The 17,341-nt window shown below is 51.9% G+C and carries 18 protein-coding genes; 12 read left to right on the top strand and 6 right to left on the bottom strand.

The window, feature by feature from the left end; translation table 11 throughout:
• The first annotated feature begins 8 nt into the window (after window positions 1-8).
• The 6 genes from REIFOR_RS04120 to REIFOR_RS04095 all read left to right on the top strand — a co-directional run bounded on the left by REIFOR_RS04120 (window position 9) and on the right by REIFOR_RS04095 (window position 5,030).
• A complete protein-coding gene (locus tag REIFOR_RS04120; protein WP_158524284.1) occupies window positions 9-812 on the top strand; it encodes an energy transducer TonB in 804 nt (267 codons plus the stop codon).
• A 114-nt stretch (window positions 813-926) separates the two neighbouring features.
• The gene (locus tag REIFOR_RS04115) at window positions 927-2,048 is read left to right on the top strand and encodes a succinylglutamate desuccinylase/aspartoacylase family protein (RefSeq protein WP_158524283.1); all 1,122 of its coding nucleotides are present in this window, start codon (window positions 927-929) and stop codon (window positions 2,046-2,048) included.
• Between the two features lie 42 nt (window positions 2,049-2,090).
• Window positions 2,091-2,837, top strand: coding sequence for a spermidine synthase (locus tag REIFOR_RS04110; RefSeq protein ID WP_100256359.1), 747 nt, complete (start codon window positions 2,091-2,093; stop codon window positions 2,835-2,837).
• An 82-nt stretch (window positions 2,838-2,919) separates the two neighbouring features.
• A complete protein-coding gene (locus tag REIFOR_RS04105) occupies window positions 2,920-3,252 on the top strand; it encodes a DUF2489 domain-containing protein (protein WP_100256358.1) in 333 nt (110 codons plus the stop codon).
• A 274-nt stretch (window positions 3,253-3,526) separates the two neighbouring features.
• Window positions 3,527-4,159: a Pr6Pr family membrane protein gene (locus REIFOR_RS04100; protein WP_100256357.1), complete on the top strand. Its 633-nt coding sequence runs from the start codon at window positions 3,527-3,529 to the stop codon at window positions 4,157-4,159.
• 34 nt (window positions 4,160-4,193) lie between these two features.
• Window positions 4,194-5,030 (top strand): MBL fold metallo-hydrolase, encoded by an 837-nt coding sequence (locus REIFOR_RS04095; protein ID WP_227003755.1) that lies wholly within the window; start codon window positions 4,194-4,196, stop codon window positions 5,028-5,030.
• Window positions 5,031-5,042: 12 nt separating this feature from the next.
• On the opposite strand, the gene REIFOR_RS04090 is transcribed toward REIFOR_RS04095, so the two are convergent.
• The 6 genes from REIFOR_RS04090 to REIFOR_RS04065 all read right to left on the bottom strand — a co-directional run bounded on the left by REIFOR_RS04090 (window position 5,043) and on the right by REIFOR_RS04065 (window position 11,540).
• Window positions 5,043-6,074 (bottom strand): LacI family DNA-binding transcriptional regulator, encoded by a 1,032-nt coding sequence (locus REIFOR_RS04090; protein ID WP_100256355.1) that lies wholly within the window; start codon window positions 6,072-6,074, stop codon window positions 5,043-5,045.
• 94 nt (window positions 6,075-6,168) lie between these two features.
• Window positions 6,169-7,578 (bottom strand): alpha-glucosidase/alpha-galactosidase, encoded by a 1,410-nt coding sequence (gene melA / locus REIFOR_RS04085; protein ID WP_100256354.1) that lies wholly within the window; start codon window positions 7,576-7,578, stop codon window positions 6,169-6,171.
• Between the two features lie 92 nt (window positions 7,579-7,670).
• Window positions 7,671-8,972: an ABC transporter substrate-binding protein gene (locus REIFOR_RS04080; RefSeq protein WP_100256353.1), complete on the bottom strand. Its 1,302-nt coding sequence runs from the start codon at window positions 8,970-8,972 to the stop codon at window positions 7,671-7,673.
• Window positions 8,973-8,994: 22 nt separating this feature from the next.
• The gene (locus REIFOR_RS04075) at window positions 8,995-9,882 is read right to left on the bottom strand and encodes a carbohydrate ABC transporter permease (protein ID WP_227003754.1); all 888 of its coding nucleotides are present in this window, start codon (window positions 9,880-9,882) and stop codon (window positions 8,995-8,997) included.
• Window positions 9,869-10,753: a carbohydrate ABC transporter permease gene (locus REIFOR_RS04070; protein ID WP_100256352.1), complete on the bottom strand. Its 885-nt coding sequence runs from the start codon at window positions 10,751-10,753 to the stop codon at window positions 9,869-9,871. The genes REIFOR_RS04075 and REIFOR_RS04070 overlap by 14 nt, the downstream gene beginning before the upstream one ends.
• A 256-nt stretch (window positions 10,754-11,009) precedes the next feature.
• Window positions 11,010-11,540 carry a c-type cytochrome gene (locus REIFOR_RS04065; RefSeq protein ID WP_100256351.1) on the bottom strand — a complete coding sequence of 177 codons (531 nt, stop codon included), beginning with the start codon at window positions 11,538-11,540 and terminating at the stop codon, window positions 11,010-11,012.
• Window positions 11,541-11,936: 396 nt separating this feature from the next.
• Between REIFOR_RS04065 and REIFOR_RS04060 the strand changes: the two genes are divergently transcribed.
• The 6 genes from REIFOR_RS04060 to REIFOR_RS04035 all read left to right on the top strand — a co-directional run bounded on the left by REIFOR_RS04060 (window position 11,937) and on the right by REIFOR_RS04035 (window position 17,298).
• Window positions 11,937-12,470: a GNAT family N-acetyltransferase gene (locus REIFOR_RS04060; protein WP_100256350.1), complete on the top strand. Its 534-nt coding sequence runs from the start codon at window positions 11,937-11,939 to the stop codon at window positions 12,468-12,470.
• A gap of 26 nt (window positions 12,471-12,496) precedes the next feature.
• A complete protein-coding gene (locus REIFOR_RS04055; protein WP_100256349.1) occupies window positions 12,497-13,747 on the top strand; it encodes a trans-sulfuration enzyme family protein in 1,251 nt (416 codons plus the stop codon).
• Window positions 13,731-14,453: an iron-containing redox enzyme family protein gene (locus REIFOR_RS04050; RefSeq protein ID WP_100256348.1), complete on the top strand. Its 723-nt coding sequence runs from the start codon at window positions 13,731-13,733 to the stop codon at window positions 14,451-14,453. Before REIFOR_RS04055 ends, REIFOR_RS04050 begins: the two co-directional genes overlap by 17 nt.
• Window position 14,454: 1 nt before the next feature.
• On the top strand, window positions 14,455-15,549 hold the full coding sequence (locus tag REIFOR_RS04045; RefSeq protein WP_100256347.1) for a DUF2817 domain-containing protein: 1,095 nt from the start codon (window positions 14,455-14,457) through the stop codon (window positions 15,547-15,549).
• Window positions 15,546-16,799, top strand: coding sequence for an MFS transporter (locus REIFOR_RS04040; protein WP_100256346.1), 1,254 nt, complete (start codon window positions 15,546-15,548; stop codon window positions 16,797-16,799). The genes REIFOR_RS04045 and REIFOR_RS04040 overlap by 4 nt, the downstream gene beginning before the upstream one ends.
• 133 nt (window positions 16,800-16,932) lie before the next feature.
• Window positions 16,933-17,298: a DUF6164 family protein gene (locus tag REIFOR_RS04035; protein ID WP_100256345.1), complete on the top strand. Its 366-nt coding sequence runs from the start codon at window positions 16,933-16,935 to the stop codon at window positions 17,296-17,298.
• Window positions 17,299-17,341 lie beyond the last annotated feature (43 nt).

The raw sequence follows: 17,341 nt of genomic DNA, 5'->3' as shown, positions 1-17,341 counted from the left end.
CGGCGCCAATGGCGACGAAAAATAGTTTAACAGTGCAGCTCCAAAGCAGCATAAATACTATTACGCCCGTGCCGCAGGGCAGCGCCCAAACCCAGACAAAAAAAGCTCTTAGCAGCACATTGCCGACCAAGACGGCGACACCAAAAAAAATACTAAAACCCGACGCGCTGGGCAAAAAAATCGAACCTAAAGCGACTTTGATTATTGCCCAAACGGATCCAATAGAGACGTCCGTCTTCGTCGCAAAAAAAACCTCAGCTCCAATCGTCCAAGACCAGCTCTCCAAACCAATTGACGTACTCGATTTGGAAAAATTTGCGCGCGCAAAAAATATTTTAGCGACCGCCGAACTCGCCTCCATGGAAGACCTAAAGCCGACATCGACTGGGCCGGAGCAAGCGGCAATGCCAGCTGCGATTGCGTCGGCAATGGCCGAACTGCCAAAGGCTAATCCCCTCGACCAGATCGTATCCGAGCCCAGCAATGAGTTTCAATCCACCGCTCAAGTAGAACCCGATCGCGTCGATCGACGAGACGTGCAAAACTTTGCCGCCGCCCGCTTCGCCGGTCGCCCGCCGGTGCCGATCAAGCCGGCCAGTGCCATTCGCAAACGGCTGCGCGGCGAACTCGTTCTGCGCGGTTTTGTCGGCGCGTCGGGCCAACTGGAACAGCCCTTTGTGCAGCGGTCATCAGGGCATCTAGAATTGGATCAGGCGGCCCTGGAGCAAGCCTTGGCATGGTCGTTTCAACCGGCGCTGGAAGATGGTGTCGCCACCGGCCAATGGGTCGAGTGGACGGTAGCCTTTCGTTAAATGCCCCTCGGTCATTGCGACAGATCCTAACAGTTCGACGCCCCCTACCCTTGCACTTCACCAGGACCATCGGCACTATCGGCTAACATCGTAAACTGTTGTTGAGAGCCCATTGTGAGTTACCAATCTATTGCACTGCCGTCCGCTGCGGTCGGCAACCAGAGCCATCTTGGGGTGCATCGTTTCGGCCCGAGCGGCGCCAAAAAAGTGTACATCCAAGCCGGCCTACACGCCGATGAACATCCGGGCCTGTTGGTTGCTCAGTACCTGATCGGCCAGTTCGCCCAATTAGAACAACAGCAATTGCTGCTGGCCGAAATTGTCCTCGTCCCATTCGCCAATCCCATTGGCTTACGGCAGCGCACGTTCGGGCACCTCACCGGTCGCTGCGATTGGCATACCGGGCAAAACTTCAACCGTGGCATGGCCCTCGATTCGGCCGCACTGATTGAGAGCCTAAGGCCCGAGCTGGGCGAAGATGGCGAGCACAACAGCCGACTGCTGCGGGCAGCCATGCTGCACCAGGTCGCCCAACGCAGTGGCCAGATGGAAATTGCCACGCTGCACAAGACGCTATTGAGCCTGTCGATAGACGCCGATCTGGTATTGGATCTGCATTGCGATGAGGTCGCGCTACCCCATCTGTTTTATGGCCAGCATCAGCCTGAGATGGGTGCACAACTGGCGCATTGCCTAGGCTATGATATTTGCCTCGGCGAAGATGTACGCGGCACCGTGGCCTTTGATGGTACCCATACCCAACCCTGGGTCGTGCTCCAGGCCGAGTTTCCCGATCATCCCTTTGCCAACCCCTGCTTTGCGGCTACCATCGAACTGCGCGGTCGCAATGACGTGTCGGCGGCATTGGCCCAGCAGGACAGCCAGGGCATCGTGCATTTTCTCGCCGAACAAGGCCTGATCACGACCAGTGAGTATCAGCCACCGGCCTGCACACCTCAGCAGCATGGGGTTGACCAGGTCAGCCTAATACTGGCCAGCCATGCGGGCCTGGTGACCTATAGCCGTGCACTGGGTGAGTGGCTCGCCGCTGGCGATCTGATCGCCGAAATCGTTATACTGGACGGACCCGAACCACAGACTGTGGCGGTGCGCAGCCCCAGTGCTGGGCGGCTGTTTAGCCAGACCAATCACTTTGTGACCGCGCCCGGCCAGGTGATCGCCATGGTCGCGACGCACGAATCCCAAAACAGTCCCGGCACCCAGCTGGCCTTTTGAGGCCAACAGTGCCAAGCGACCAACGACCAGCCTAGGGTAGAGATGAACAACTTTGGTAAGGAAATTAAACGGGTTTATGATGCCATTGGCCCAGTTCTGGTGTATGACGACGGCAATAAGCGTCATCTCTCCTTTGGCGATGATGACGAACAGGGCTGCATTCTCAAGCACCAGCCGACACAGATCCAATACACCTACGTTCGCGCTATGTTGCTCAGCCTGTTGTTCAATGCCGCTCCAAACCGCGCGCTATTATTGGGCCTGGGTAGCGGCGCCTTGGCCAATCTGCTCTACCATCAGTTGCCCAAGGCCCATATCGATGTCGTGGAGCTGCGCAAGGTTGTGGTGGATCTGGCCTACAGTCATTTTCAATTGGCGCGTCATCCTCGCCTATCGGTTGGGATCGGCGATGCCGCCGCCAAACTCGCGCAGCCTGTTGACCAACCCTATGACCTGATCATGAGCGATATTTATCACGCAACTGGCATGGACGCGCATCAGTCTCAAGCAGCCTACTTGGAGCGCTGTTACCGACTCCTGGCGCCACAGGGCTGGCTGGTAGTGAACTTTTGGCAAGAACATAAGCAGGTTGAATTACTAGCCCAGTTACATGCGCTCTTTGCTCAAGTGTGGGTCAATAATATCGATGGCGGTAACTGGATCGTGATGGCGACCAATAGCCCCGAACTGCCGTCCGACGTACAATTAAAAGACAACCTCAATGACTGGAACAAACGGCTCGGTTTTTCCCTGACCCAAGTCGCCATTAGCCTGTGTTTGCATCGTTAAAATCGGGCGCTAATCAGGCTCGCCAATCGAGTCGTTCGGCAACCCACACCTGCCTAAGCTAACTTTTAAACCGGAGCCCGCCATGACCGATACCAGTTCTAACGCCCAGGCCGCGCACCTGATTGGTGTCACCGCCAAGGCCATGCTCGATGGCAGCGCGCACTATCTTCAAGGCGCAATAGAGCTCGAACGGCTGCGCCACCTAATCGGTGCCTATGAAAACGATCCGGACTTTATGGCCTTTGTCGGGGTGATGGCGGAAATCAATAGCCTCAAGCTGGATACCGACAAGCCGAACTGGGTCGAGCGGGCCACGCCAGCGCAACAGAGTGCGATCGCGGAGTCGGTAGCTTGGGCCAAAGCCGTGTCTTGGGCGCAGTGCCAAGCCTTGGCCGAGCGCTATGGCGTGACCTGAATCGTCCGGTCCAGACTAAGCGCGCGGCAACACTAAGCCTGGTGGCAAAGTCCGCCAAGCTAAAATTCCACCCACAGGCCCTGATTCGCCGCCCTTACAGTAGGGCTATTGCATGTCCGTCAATTTACGGGCTCCAGTTTGCTTGCATATGCCTGAGGAGTTCCCCATCACAGGGATTGGCTGCTGCTCGCCATTAAAACTGTTGTTCGCGCTCAGAGTCCGTTAAATTGGGCCTAAATGGCCGCGGCGGCCACCCCCTAAAGGAGCACAACCCATGACAGCGACCGAACAACGATTCTATTGGCTCTTATTGGTCAGTTCGTTGGCTGGCTTTGCCACCACTTACTTCCCCGGCCTATGGGGCCAGCCCGCGAGTTTCTGGCTGTCCGAGCTGATCGCCACCCTGAGCTATTTTACCATCTTGAGTAATATATCCATCGCGGTCCTAGCCGCTAGCCAGCTGTTTTATAGCCGCACCAGCTGGGCCTTAACACTCAGCCAGATGAAGGTACAGACCGCCATCGCCGTTTACATCACCATCACTGGGCTGGTCTATAATCTGCTGTTGGCTGACACGTGGGAGCCGCAGGGCATCGATATACTAAGCGATAATCTACTGCACCGGGTGACACCTCTGCTCTACGTCACGTTCTGGTTTATCAGCGTGCGCGGCAAGACGATGAACTTGGCCCACACCCTGCCAATCTTGTTGTTCCCCGTGGCCTATCTGATCTATTGGCTGGTGCGCGGCCCACTGGTGGGTTCTTACCCCTATTTCTTTATCGATGTGGCCAGCTATGGCTATGCGCAGGTATTAATCAATAGCGTGCTGCTGTGGTTTGGTTTTTGGCTGGTGGCCTTGGCCTATTGGGCGATCAATAAATTCACCACACCGATCTACGTCTAACCTATACTGTCCGGCCACTGCGTAGAGAATGATTATGAACCGAACCCAGGCCATTTTACTCGGTACCGGCACACCCAACCCGGATCCATTGCGCATGGGTCCCTGCACCGCTATTACGGTCGGCGATCGGGCCTATCTGGTCGACTGCGGTGCCGGCCTGGTTCGACGCGCGCACGAGGCGTTCACCCAAGGCATTGCCGCCTTGGACGTCAAAAACCTCGATCGGTTATTTCTCACCCACCTGCATTCAGACCATACGGTCGGCTTGCCGGATCTAATCTTCTCGCCTTGGGTGATGGGTCGGGCCTTGCCCCTGCAAGTCCATGGCCCCAAGGGCACAGGCCATTTGGTGGACCAGGTGGTGAGTGCCTATGGTGCCGACGTTGAGGCCCGCACCTGCGGTCTGGAACCGATTAACGCCACCGGCGGCAGCGCTCAGGCGTTCGAGATCGATGCCGGTATCGTCTTTGAAGATGATCGGGTCTTGGTCGAGGCCTTTGGTGTTGAGCACGGTACCACCTGGGAGCCCTTGGGCTATAAGTTCACCACGGCCGAACGCACCATTGTCGTCTCGGGCGACACCGCGCCCTGCCCCGAAGTCTATGATCTATGGCAAGACTGCGATCTGCTGATTCATGAAGTCTACTCCGCCGCCGGGTTTGCGCGCCGTGCGCCGCACTGGCAGGCGTATCACAGCCATATGCACACCTCGGGGCTTGAGCTGGGCGAAATTGCCCAGCGAGTGCGGCCAAAACTGTTGGTCCTGACCCACCTGCTGCTCTGGGGCGAAACACCGGAAGCACTGGTAGCCGAAGTTAAACAGTCGTTCGACGGAGCGGTCCAATGTGGTGTCGATCTGGGCGTCTATTGACCGCAGAGATTCCTAGCCGCGTGAGGCGCCGCAGGAATCACGGATAATCAGATGTGAATCCATCCGGTGGTGGTGGGGTTCGAGATTGCCGCTGAGGTGATCGAGCAGTATCCGCACCGCTTTTCGACCATGCTCTTCAGGGAAGGTTTTAATAGTGGTCAACGGCACCGGCGCGAATGCCGCTAAGGGGGTATCATCGTAACTGACGATGGCGACATCGTCCGGAATCCGCAACCCTTGATCTGTCAGCGCCTTGATTATACCGAACGCAACGGTATCATTCCCGGCAAAAATTGCGCTAAAGGATTTCTTACCACGCAATAATCGCTGGCAAGCTTCATAACCACTTTCGGCACTCAGTTCGGCACTTTCTTTTAGGCCCTCACCACTGAGCCCAGCCTCCTCCAGTGCGCTCAGCCAACCGCGTTCACGCGAGTTGACGCTGACAAAGGCCGATGATGCGAAACCAATGTGCGCAATGCGTGCATGGCCCAAACCGATAAGGTGACGCACAGCCAGCTTAGCGTTGATAAAGTTATTACTGCCGGTGGTGCTAAACTCGGAGGCGGTTTCAGCACTACGCCGTTGGCTACCGAAGACCACTAGGGGCATTATCTGTTGATTGATCTGTGCCAACTCGTCGTAATCGTTTTCACGCGGGTTCACCACGATCAGCCCGTCGACCCGGCCGCCTTTAGCCAACTTAGTGTAGCCGCGGGTCTGTTCGTCAGCTGTGGATTCGATCAGCAGTTTCATGTTGTTCAGGTGGGCTTCTTCCAAAACTGAGGCAACGACACGGGCCAGAAAAGAGTCTATGTAGAGATGATGAATCTCCGGCAGGACCAAACCAATCGAGGCAAAGGAGCCCGACGCCAAAGATTGTGCTGCGGCGTTAGGCTCATAACCCAACTGGGCCGCTGCTGCCAAAACCTTCTCACGAGTGGCCTGACTGATACCAGATTTTTCGACATCATTCAGTACGAACGACACGGTGGTGCGGGATACACCGGCAAGTTTGGCGACCTGAGCACTGGTTGCTCGCATAACTTTTAGCTCTCTTTTTATTAGATCCCCGTAACGTCAAGCGTATTCGGGTAGATCAGAGATTGTACGCACACATTGGCTCACCCCGCCAGCGCTAATAAAAATACTCGGGCAGATAGTCCCGATGAGCCTCGAGCAGCTCATCGACCATGGCACGGATCTGACGAATATCGAGCACCGAACTGGTGTGCGGATCGAGCATCGCTGCGTGATAGATGTGATTCCGATCCTGTTCCAACACCGCATTGACGACCATTTCCTGAACCCCAATATTGGTGCGCATCAGCGCCGCCAACTGTGATGGCAACTTGCCAACCCGAGTCGGGGTCACACCATTGTGATCCACCAAACAGGGCAGTTCGACACAACAACCGTCTGGCAAATTGTCGATCAAGCGGTTGTTGAGTACGTTGCCATAGATGACGCTCGGCTCACCGGTCACCATTGAGTTGATAATGGTGCTGCCAAACTCTACAGAGCGCTTAACATTGCTCAGGCCGGTTAACATATGGGCCACGCTTTGTATTTCGCGTGGCATCACCTTAATGTTTTTGTTTAGAACAGCCTGGGTTAGCGCCTCAACGGATTGTGATCCGGGGTGCTGTAATTCCTTCTCGATAAAGGGCCAGGCTGTTTCATACACCTGGCAACGGCCCGGGTATTCATCCAACGGGATACAGTACTCTTTAAGCAGATCTTCACGACCGGGTTTAATAAACCATGGCACATATTCGGCAAAGTGTTCACTAGACTCGGTCGGAAAATAGCCAAACTGCATCATGGCTTCATACCGCACCCGGTTCCATTCCGGTATTTGACCGCTCTGGGCTAATGCCTTTAATTGAGGATAAAGATCCTGACCCTTATGTTCGAATCGGGTATAGAAGGACATGTGATTAATACCGGCACATTTGTAATCAATTTCCTGTACGGGGATCTTCAGGTCTTTGGCTAATTCATGAGCGGTACCTTGAACACTGTGGCACAGGCCAACCGTTTTCACCTTATCACTGGAGGCATTGAGTGCCCAGGTAATCATCGCCATAGGATTGGCATAATTCAAATGGATCAGGCGATCACTACCGACCTGTTCCATATCGCGCAACATGTCCAGCATTACTGGGATAGTCCGCAGACCGCGCATAATACCGCCAATACCGAGCGTATCGCCAATGGTCTGTTCCAGACCATATTTTTTGGGTATATCAAAATCCCGTACCGTGGCTGGGCGATACCGGCCCACTTGAATGGTGTTGAGCGCAAAATCGGCACCTTCGAGGGCTACGCGACGGTCGGCCTGCGCTTCAATCTTGGGTTGCACACCGAGCAATTCGGCGAGTCGTAAAGCCACCGCCATGGATAAATCCAGGCGATGGTCATCAATATCGTGGAGCACAATATGGGCATCTCTCAGCGCTGGGATCGACCAGATATCGCCGAGCAAATTCCGGGTAAAAACAGTGCTGCCTGCACCGATTAAAACTATTTTTGGAGGAGAGTACATTGGCGCTTCCTATCAGAAGTCCACTGCCGCAGTGGTCAGCGGCAGTGGATGGTCGAGATGATGGGCTTAGTCTGTGGTAAGCCTAGGGTTAGTTACTTGTTCAGTTTCAATACTTTTTTATTTACCTTAGTCAAGGCATCCTGAGCGTCGTCCTTACCCAGTAATATCGATTCGATCGCGCCATTGACCAGTTCGTTAATCCGCGCACCGTTGTTGGCAATTGGCGCTAGGAAAGTGTTGCTGTTGGCCATGGTTAAGAACGCAGAAGAATCGATGCCGCGCGCCGTTTGAGCAGCAATGGCTTTTTCGGCCATGCCTTTAATCGCAGGAAAAACCACACCCCGTTCAGCGACAACATTTTGGCAATCTGCTGAGCCTAGGTACTTAACCCATTCCCAAGCTTCGGTTTTGTTCTTCGAGCCACTCCAGATAGAATCGGCCAAACCATTAAACATGGTAGCACGCTTGCCTGTGGGTCCAACCGGCAGGGGTATCCACTGATAATCAAACGTAGAATTGGTAGCGAAGTGGGTGATCATCCAAGAACCCTGTGGCACGATCGCCGTTTTTCCGGCCATAAACATCGCATCGGCACCGAGTGACTGGGAATTTTTAAAGTCAGCCGATAAGCCATTCGTGGCCATAGAGGTCAGATAGGCCAAGGTTTCAGCCAGCTTTGGAGAATCGTAGTAAAACTTGCCGTTCCAAGCAGAATCCTGATATTTAAAGCCGTTGGACACCGCGAAGTGACTCCATTCAGTTTGCCCCATCATGCCGCCCGAACCGGGATTCTGATAGCCGAACACCTCGACATTCTTGCTGTCAAAAGCACCGGTCGCGGCGTTATTGCCATTTTTATCGACCGTTAATTTGCGCACAACTTGCTCGAAACTGCCGCCGTCTTGTGGGTTCCAAGTCATGTTATTGAGTTCGTTCAGACTCACACCCGCACTGCGCGCCATATCCATGTTGACGATCATAGCGATGGTATCCCAATCTTTCGGGAGACCATACTGTGCGCCATCTTTGCCCCAAACCTGGTACAGGCCGGGTGAATATTGTGAGGTATTCACGCTATCTTTTTTAACCAATTCACTAAGATCGACTAACTGTTTGTTTTTAGCAAATTCAGGATATTTTGCCAGGTGGTTAGTGAACACATCTGGCGCCGTACCGGACACAAATCCGGTCGACAACGCAGTCCAGTAATCGTCCCAACCGGACTGGGTTATAGCGACATTAATGCCTGGGTTCTTAGCGGTAAAATCCACTGCACATTGCTCATAAGCTGGCAGTTGGTTGGAATCCCATAAGACGTACTTTACCTCGCCAGCATTGGCCTGGAATGCGATACCCAGCGCTAAAGAAGTCAAAGCCATTGTTTTTATTTTCATGTTATTACTCCATTATTTTAGTTTACTTACCACCAGTGAACTGCACGGATTCGACAATCCTGCGTCCAAAAAAGAACAGCATAGCAACGGTTGGAATGGTGGCAATGACGGTTGCCGCCATCAGCCCACTCCAGTCCGGTTGACCTTGAGGGGTCTGCGATTTAAACGATTGCAAGGCAACAGGCAAGGTATGCATGCTGGCTTCTTTACCGATCAAAAACGGCCATAGAAACTCATTCCACATATTAATAGTTGTCAGCGTTGCAATCGTCATTAAGGGCGCCCAGCTTAGCGGCAGAGCGATCTTAAAAAATATAACGAAGGGGCCTGCGCCATCAATGCAAGCAGCCTCTTCGATTTCTTTAGGAAGGGACAGAAAAAACTGCCTGAGAAAAAACACTGTGAAACCGTGCATTAAAAAAAACGGGGCAACCATGCCTGCCATTGAGTTCAATAAACCCAAATCGCGAATTAAAATAAAATTCGGAATCATAGTAACTACCCCGGGCACCATCATCGATGCAACGAACGACCCAAACAAAACTTTCGACCCGCGAAAAGGGATGCGGGCAAAGGCATAGGCTGCCAGGGCACAGTTAAAGGTCTGTGCAATGACGATAATGCCGGTAAACAAAATTGAATTTATTAGCGACTGTGAAATATTAAAGTTCGCACCCGAACCACCGGCCGCAATCGACTCCTCGGTGCTCAACATGCCGAGTACTTTTTTATAATGAATCAGCGTGGCATGCCTGGGCAGCAAGTCAGTCGAGGTGGTATAGAGATCACTCGCCGGCACCAGCGAGGTTTTCACCACGAAGACCAGCGGAAACACCGTTACCAATAACATCAAAACCAGAACCACCCAGGCAACAATGCGTGCCGGCGTCAATTTATTAAGCAAGGTCACTTTCGGAAGCCCTCATAATGTGCATTTGAAACAGCGTATACAGCAGCATTGCGGCGCATAGCGTTACCGACATAGCGGAGGCATAGCCCATCCTGTAAAAGCTGAAAGCGTTTTGAACTATGTAGTAGACGATGACCCGGGTTGAATCGAGCGGTCCGCCCGAGGTTGTTACCGCTATAGTGTCAAAAATTTGAAAAGAACCGGTCACACTTGTCACCAAAACAAAGACCATCACTGGGCGCAGCAACGGCAGGGTAATCTTCTGGAACATCTGCCACTCTGAGGCCCCCTCTAGACCGGCCGCCTCGTAGAGGTAGCGCGGAATGGTCTGCAACCCGGCCAAAAACAACATCGCGACCAGACCCATATGGCGCCAGATATTGATGGCGGCTACAGAAACCAACGCTTGGTCGGGATCACCCAAATATGCCTGAGTGCTCAGCCCGAGAGTGTCGACCAGCGCATTGATGATTCCCAATATTGGATCGAGCATCCACAGCCAGACCATCGCGACCAATACGTTGGACATCAAATAGGGCAGTAACAGCGTCGCCTTAACAAAGATCGACTTAGTCAGGCGGTCCATCGCCACCGCCAGAAACAGGCCTAATGCCGTTTGCAACGGAATGTTCAGTAGCACGTAGTAACCCGATAGCTTCATCCCGTTGAGGAACTGCTCGTCCTGAAACATTTCTAGATAGTTGTCGAAACCGACAAAAGTTGAATCGCTGAGCAGATTCCAGTCGGTAAAGCTGATCGCGACAGCCCGTGCTGCAGGCCAAGCATAAAACACCAAAAAACCTATCAGCGCCGGTAAAATAAACAGATAGGCATAAGGCGATGTGCGTGTGCTATGTGGGACTGACATCATATTCTGACCTTTTTTGCTTTAATTGCTAACGCGTGTTAGTCATTAAAGTATTACTTATTGCCGAATAAGGCAAGAATTTTTGTAATAAAATACATAAAAGATCGATTTTAAGGGGGGGGGTTTGTTTTATCAATTAACGCGCGTTATGTTTTTTGTTAGATTTTACGTTGGGATGAATAGTAGACGGGTTCGGATTGTTGCCGCCGTTTTTAGTTTGCAGCTTGGGCGTGGCGGCCAAAAACAGCCGCCGCCATCATTACTTTTTACTGCGGAACGTCTTATGGCAGCCGGCGCAGTTTTTAGTCAAAAGACCGAAAACATCCGCCGGGGGCATCAATGCCAGTTGCTCAACGGTCATGGGCTGACTTGAGCCTTCGATTGCCGCGACCCCATCATTAAGCGATACCTCATTGGCGGCAGACGCGGCCAAGCCATCGGCATACAGCGTCAATTCCTGGGCATAGGTTTCAAACTGAGACCATTGCTGCCAAATGGCGGGCTTCGCTTCGCTGGCCTCGGTCAAACTGCCTTCAGGAAACATCTCCGTAAGATGGACCCCGCCCAGGCGGGCTATGGATTGCGCCGCCGCCTGCACCGTCTCGGCGTTATATGTCGTCCGGCCACGCATCATCGGCTTCAACGTCTTAACCGACTCCGCCATGCTACTCATAGCATCCATGCGGTCCTTAACGATCCCCATTGCACCGTTATGGGCCCAGGCCAACCCGGCACCGGTAATTAACAAACCAATGGACAGATGACGAACAGTTTTCGATCTAAAACTCATATTGGATCCTTAATAATTGGGCACTATTCTGAGTGAAAACTCACATTTCACTGAGAGTTTATAGACTTTGCCGGTGATTTAAACCCCCGCGCAGCATCCTGCTTCGAGTCAGCCTCAGCATGCTCTTAGACTTTTTATTGATGTATTTATAACCGAAATTGTGAGCTTTTTGTGAAGTAGGTCTAAAGTTTATTGAGATAATGTGAATTTTGACAAAAATATTTCACAAAACTTACCTGTCATTTTTCCGCTCATACGAAGGTACAAGCCCGGTTTGATCAAGGCTTCAGTTACATTTCTATGGCCCCAAGGAGAACTGGGTTTGTAATGTTTCTGATAAGGGAATAAAGGCGGACTAAATGCATATCCGCCATCGACACAATTTTAAGGATAACCATGGACCTTCAATATCGATGGCTGACGGAAATACAGCCGCAAGACGCCGTTAAACTGGAACATCTACTCATGGCCAGTATTGCTGATGATGGCATGCTCGGCTTTGGTGAATCCGACAGCGCCTTGATCGCCGATTATGTGGCTCACTTGGGGGCAAAACTGAACAATCATATTATTCATATCCTATTAATTGACGACGTAATGTCTGGGCGGGCCGCAGGCGTTGTTGTGGTTACTCAAATCGCCCATAAGACGTCATGTCATATAGCCGAACTGAGTAAAGTGATTATTGAGCCTACATTTCGAGGCGCGGGCTTGCTTAAAATGGGCCTGAGAAAGGTATGTCAGAAGGCCACCAGCATGGGGGTAACGCGGTTTATTTTTGACGTTAGAGAGGACACCCCGAGCGCCAAACTTTGGCATGCTTTGGGCTTTGAAACCTACGGCCGTTTAACCGACTATTCACACTACCAAGGAAAACTGCATGCAGGACTGTTTATGACAGCGCGTATCGAGGAACTGCATGCACGGTAACTACCGATACCATTAAGGGAGCTCCAATGACGATCAGTAAAAGCAGAAGGACACTGTCTCTGGCCACCCTGGCGATACGTGAAGGTGCAGCCATTGATACCTCGACGGTTAATTGCGAACCGCTGGCGCTAACCAGTAGCTACGTTTTTGAAAGCGCACAAGATGCCGAAGAGAAATTTGCGGGCAGGTCGATAGGTCATGTTTATAGCCGAATTTCAAATCCAACCGTGAGCGCGTTTGAGCAGCGCATCGCCGCATTGGAAAATGCCTATGGTGGCGTGGCTTTTAGTTCAGGCATGGCCGCAATTGACTCGGTCCTTATGGCCTACCTTAGACCTGGGGATCAGGTCGTCGTGGGTGGAAATGTATTCGGCACAACTGCATTTTTGTTTGTTAATTTCTACAATACTTGGGGCATTTCTATCGATTTTGTCGACTTGAGCCAAGAAAAAAACTGGCAGAATAAAATTAGCGATAAAACTCGTTTGGTGTTCTTTGAGACCCCGTCCAATCCAAACCTGAGGCTGACCAACATAGAGCGACTGAGTGCTAAAGCCCACCAACATGGCGCGCTGGTCGTAGTCGACAACACCTCGGGCACGCCCATTATGACGCAACCCATTGGGCTTGGTGCCGATATTGTGGTTCATTCTGCCGGCAAGTTCCTCGATGGCCAAGGCCGTGTGGGCGGCGGCGTCGTCTTAGGCGATGCGAGCGTATGCGAACAGATGCGCGCCATCGTGCGTTCCAAGGGTAACTGCATTAGCCCCTTTAACGCCTGGATTGTATTGAAGAGCCTTGAAACTCTTGATATTCGTATGCGGATGCACTCCGAAAACGCCCAAAAATTAGCGCAATATCTGACCAATAGCCCTTATGTTGACACAGTTTATTACCCTGGCCTGAACGATCACCCACAGCGCGACTTGGCACTCAAACAACACGCCAACAACCTCCACGGTGGCATTGTCTCTTTCGAACTCAAGGGGGACAAGGCCCGGGCATGGCGCTTTATTGATCGCCTGGAGTTAATCACCAATAGTACCAATATTGGCGATACCAAGACCCTTGTCACTCATCCTGCGAGCACTACCCACGGTCGCTTGACCTCGAAGCAAAAAAACATTTTTGGTATTAGCGATACCCTAATCAGAGTGTCAGTTGGCTTAGAAGACAGTCGCGATCTTCTTGCGGATATTGAGAATGCCCTAGTACACCTAACCCAAACGGATATAACAGGCCAATTTAAGGAGCTAAATCATGAACAAAGCGCATAGCCCCAGCGAGTTTCGACTGAAATTAGAATCTGACTTACATAATCATCTTACCTTAGACCATCCGATCATTGGCGAGTTGGTAAAACCCGAGCGTAACCTGGCACTAATGAAAGTCATGGCATTACAAGGTTATCAGCTCACCAAACACTTCCTAGAATACGTCGAACATCTGTTTTTTTACTGCCCGCTGGCTAAGCATAAAAGGAGACTGTTGTTTAACCTATTTGAAGAGGAGACGGGTCGGATTTCTAAAACGCGAAACCACGTCGTTCTGATGGAAAATTTTATTAGGGCGTTAGGGATTTCCGATGCAGAACGCGATGCTGCCAAGGCGTACCCTGAAACCCAGGCATTAATAGACTATCGAATGACCGCCGTAAAGGACCGTAGCCAATATCATATCGGTGCCGCGGCGGTCATGATCGCAAGCGAAGGTCAAAACTTGGAAACTCGAGCGGGTGCTGCCAGGCATGAGATACTGGGTAAGCTCTATGGTTTAACCGAGCAGGACCTATTGTTTTTCTCCGTTCACCAAAAAGAAGATATTGGCCATGTTAATGAGGGCCTAAACCTTGTCACGGATATTTGCACGACTAAAGATCTCCAAGATCAGGCACTTTTTGCCGTAAACCATACCTGTCAACTCTTTTGGAATATGTATAGCGGCGTCGCCCACCGCCATTGCCCCGCGATTTTGGCGGCCTAGAATGATCATGAATTGTGCTCAGCGCAGTGACTATTTCTCGAGTTCCTATGTCGAGGCCCGAAGCCGCTTCAACAGCAAAGCTCAGGTCCGGGGTCTAGTAGTGACCACCTACACCTTTGCCGGCAAGGGTGTAGCCGGCGAGGCATTGACTGCGGACACGGTTGAATTGGGCGATCCACGCAGTTCCAACGTTCTGTTTATTGTTAGCGGCACCCATGGCGTAGAAGGTTTTGCTGGGTCGGCTTGCCAACTTGCAGTGCTGGATCAGATCGATGCTTTGAAATTGGGAAATTGTCGAATTGTGCTGGTGCATGCCCTCAATCCCTTTGGCTTTTCATATTTTCGACGTAGCAATGAATATAATGTGGATATCAACCGAAATTTTTTGACTTCAAGGCCAACAGCCATAATAGACAAAAATCGGGAGCATGCTGTTATTCGGCAGTTGCGCAAGACCTCAAATGGCTACCAATCCCTAAAACTTTCTCTCATGTTGGTTTGGCAAATCATCCAGGGGAAAAAAGCAGCTTTGCAAAGTTTAATTACGGCAGGGCAATATGAAAACGAACGTGATCTTTTTTTTGGTGGAACCACTGCATCCGCGTCTGCGCAATTCTGGCAAGATCTGTTGGTGAAGTATCAATCAAATTCTTTGTATTTGATGGATATTCATACCGGCTTGGGGAAGCGGGGCCAAGCCTATATCTTGTCCGAAGCACAGAAATCGAGTGCGCAATATCAAGACAATCATCGCTTTTTCAAGCATTGCAATCTCGTCCATACCGCCAATGATGTCAGCATCAGTTCACAGCTCAGAGGTACTCTGTCAAGTCGATTACCCGAGCCCGATAAGGCAATTACATTGGAGTATGGGACTCGAGGTGGTCTGAGTGTTCTTTGTGCGTTGGCGCTTGAAAATTACCACTATTGGCATAACCGAGGAGAGCAGCCACATCGCCAGTCTGCCGACCGGCTAAAAGAAATTTTCATCCCTCAATCACGGCGCTGGCGAGCAGGCGTTATCGAGTCGTTTTGGCAAATATTAGAACGGCAAATTCAGCTCATTCACTCTAAACCCAAACAAGGCAGTCTATGACTCTGATAAAAAGGCACGCTCTGTTACTGCTAATCGTTGGCTTCGGGATTCTGGTGTCCCTGTTGTCGACCAGCATTAAAACGTCATACCAAGTTTTCTTTGTGGCAATGTCCGACGATTTTGGCCTCAGTCGTGGTGAATTTGCCTGGTCTGGTACGCTCTTTATGGCGGTCTTTGGCATCAGCTCGCCCATTGTCGGCTATATAGCCGATAGAATCGGTGCCAAACACACAATCATTGGTGGCCTGTTTTTCAGCGGGCTGCTATTTCTGTTAATGGCCCTGACCCAGAGTTTTACGTCCTTCTTATTGCTCTATGGCATCGGCGCGGCCTTCGCTTATACGGCCATTTCCTATGTTTCATTGGGCGTGTTGGTCGAGGAGATCAACGCACCCAAGCTCAGGGGGCTCATTTATGCTCTGGTGACCAACGGTGCGGCCCTGGGCTTTGTGTTTCTGGCACCGCTCTGGTTGTATCTCGAGGCGTTCTTGAGTTGGCGGGATATCTATTTGGCCACCGGCTTGGTGTTTGTTCTGCCGCTGACCCTACTGGCGATTGTCGTGTTGCGTTTTAGTGCTGTTGGCCAGGTACCGGTCGCTGATCAACCGGAGCCAGCTGTGCCTGAGAGGTTCCGGCAACGCTTGGCCAGGGTTTTTACCAATGCCAACTTCTACTACCTCTCTTTAGGGTTTCTAGGCTGTGGCGTCACTATGGCCTTTGTCGATATCCACCTGGTGGCACAACTAAAGGACATGGCCTTAAGCGCCAATTTTATTGCCCTGAGTCTGGTCGTACTGGGTGTTGCAGAGTTTATTGGCGGCATCGCAGCGGGTCTTATGTGTGATCGCTATCCGGCTCGCCTGGTGCTATCGGGGTTTTATCTGTTGCGTGCGGTGGCGGTATTCATTCTCTTCGCACTGCCGAGCCAGCTTGGCGTTCTGCTCTTCGCGGCGGTCTTTGGCCTGTCTTTTATGGGTACGGTGGTCGGCACGTCGGTGGTGTCCTTGACTATCTTCAGCAAGGAGATCAAGGGTTTTGCCTTTGGCTTTGTCTGGCTGTTCCATCAGATAGGGGCGGTTCTCGCCACCCAATTAGGCGCCAACCTCTATGATCTCAATGGCAACTATCAGTTGGTGCTATTGGTGACCGGCGTGATTGCCATGGTATCGGCATTGCTGGTGCTCAGGATTCGCATCCGCGTCGCGGACCCCAGCCGCGCGGATGCGGCCACAAGCGTACAGCGAGCCTAATGGCCCTTATCTTTATGCTATCGACTGTTTAGGGCGCCGTGCGACCGACTTTCGCTCTTCTGAAACAGACCAGCAATTGGTCTGTTTCCGGTTTAACGGTATGATGCCCTGAATTTGTTATGCTGGATTCCTCATGGCCAAACTTGCCTTTCGCCTCAATAATGTTCCGGTTGAAGAAGCCGACCTGGTTCGGTCGCTCTTGGTCGATCAGGAAATAGATTTTTATGAAACCACAGCCGGCCGCTGGGGTATCTCCGTCGCGGCCATATGGGTCAAGACCGATGAGGAGTTTACTCGCGCGCGTGAGTTGATCGAGCAGTTTCAGGTTGGCCACAGCCGAGCCATGCGCGACCAGTATACCGAGGACGTCAACGCCGGGCGCGTGCCGACGCTGTGGCAGCTGCTGCGTGCCAGCCCAGTGATTTTCATCACCTATTGGCTGCTCATTGGGGCCGTCGTGGTCATCAGCGTTTTGCCCATCTACGGTTATTTCAACTGAATCCGTTTCCCTGCCTCTAGAACCCGAGCAAGCGCTGGTCACA

It is taken from the genome of Reinekea forsetii (genome assembly GCF_002795845.1).
GTDB classification, from domain to species: domain Bacteria; phylum Pseudomonadota; class Gammaproteobacteria; order Pseudomonadales; family Natronospirillaceae; genus Reinekea; species Reinekea forsetii.
Note: the sequence above shows the minus strand (reverse complement) of the source record. Positions and strands in the feature narration are given on the sequence as shown.